This window comes from Pseudomonas avellanae BPIC 631 (assembly GCF_000444135.1).
Classification (GTDB): domain Bacteria; phylum Pseudomonadota; class Gammaproteobacteria; order Pseudomonadales; family Pseudomonadaceae; genus Aquipseudomonas; species Aquipseudomonas avellanae.
In genome coordinates this window covers 1-1,328 of sequence record NZ_ATDK01000455.1, presented here as the reverse complement: position 1 = coordinate 1,328, position 1,328 = coordinate 1, and the positions used below count along the sequence as shown (strand labels likewise).

Genomic DNA, 1,328 nt, shown 5'->3' with positions numbered 1-1,328 from the left:
GGCATTGCAGGCTCGTATTGGTGTTGTGTGAGAACTCCAACAATACGGGCCTGTTCTCATAGGGATCAATAGGTTACGTCGAAACGGGAACAGACCCTAGGCAAAACGGGCGAGACTGGCTCGCCCGGTGGACACGACTTCATCCTTGAGTCGCAGTGGAGGATCAGTTCATCTCGATGATGACTTGTTCGTTCCACTTCTGAGGCAGGGCCTTGGAAGTCTTTTCCCAGGCTGCTGCGTCTTTGATCGGCGTTACGTTCTTGTACTGTTCATGCGGCAGCAACTTGGCTTGTACGTCTTCAGGCAGCTTGATGTGCTCGGCACGAATCGGGCGTGCATGGCCACGTGCCAGGTTGATCTGACCGGCATCGCTGAAGGCGTACTCACGCGCCAGTTTGGCGGCGTTCGGGTGCTTGGCGTATTTGTTGATGATGGTGGTGTAACCGGAAATCACCGAGCCGTCCGACGGGATCAGCACCACGTAGTCATCCGGTTTGGCCATCTTGGCCCGGTAGCTCAGGCCGTTGAAGTCCCAGACCACACCGACTTCGATTTCGCCTTTTTCGATGGTCTGAATGGTCGGGTTGGCCAGCGACAGGCGTTTCTGCTTGGCCAGATCGGTGAACAGTGCCAGGCCTGGCTCGATGTTGCTTTCATCGCCTTTCATAGCGAAAGAAGCGGCCAGCACGCCGTTTGCGGCTTGTGCAGCGGTGCTCACGTCACCAATCGAGACTTTGTATTTACCGGTTTTCAGGTCAGCCCAGCTTTTTGGAATTTCAGAGCCGTGCAGCAGGTTCTTGTTGACGATAAAGGCGATGGTGCCGGTGTAAGCCAGCGCCCAGTGACCTTCCTTGTCCTTGGCCCAGTCCGGAATCTGCTCCCAGGTGGTTGGCTTGTAGGGTTGGGTCACACCTTTTGCTGCGGCGATAGGGCCGAACGCTGCGCCGACGTCGCCGATGTCACCACTGGCGTTGTCTTTCTCCGCCTCGAACTTGGCGATCTCCTGAGCCGAGCTCATGTCGGTGTCCATGTGCTTGAGGCCGTATTTGGCTTCGAGGTCTTTCCAGATGCCGCCCCAGTTCGCCCAGTCATCCGGCATGCCGAGGCTGTTGACCGCGCCTTCGGCCTTGGCCGCCGCTTCCAGCGTTTTAAGATCTGTGTCCGCAGCCATGACCAGCGAACTCATTGCCATGGCTGAACCGAGGAGTGATGCCAACAAAAGATGTTTCATTCGGAGCTCCTAGGGTCTGTTCCCGTTTCACATTGGTAGCCACAGAAAAGCGCAGGCCATTGCTATGACGCTTTCATAGCAATATCGCAAAGATCGG

1 protein-coding gene is annotated in these 1,328 nt (G+C 56.4%); it reads right to left on the bottom strand.

Annotated features, from left to right (window positions below):
* Positions 1-163 precede the first annotated feature (163 nt).
* Complete coding sequence (locus tag DW49_RS0123955; RefSeq protein WP_005619771.1) at positions 164-1,231, bottom strand: ABC transporter substrate-binding protein; 1,068 nt, start codon at positions 1,229-1,231, stop codon at positions 164-166.
* Between the last annotated feature and the right edge of the window lie 97 nt (positions 1,232-1,328).

Bases quoted from the DNA above. Each gene is read 5' to 3' on its own strand.
- DW49_RS0123955 (WP_005619771.1), bottom strand. From the start codon at position 1,231: ATGAAACATCTTTTGTTGGCATCACTCCTCGGTTCAGCCATGGCAATG.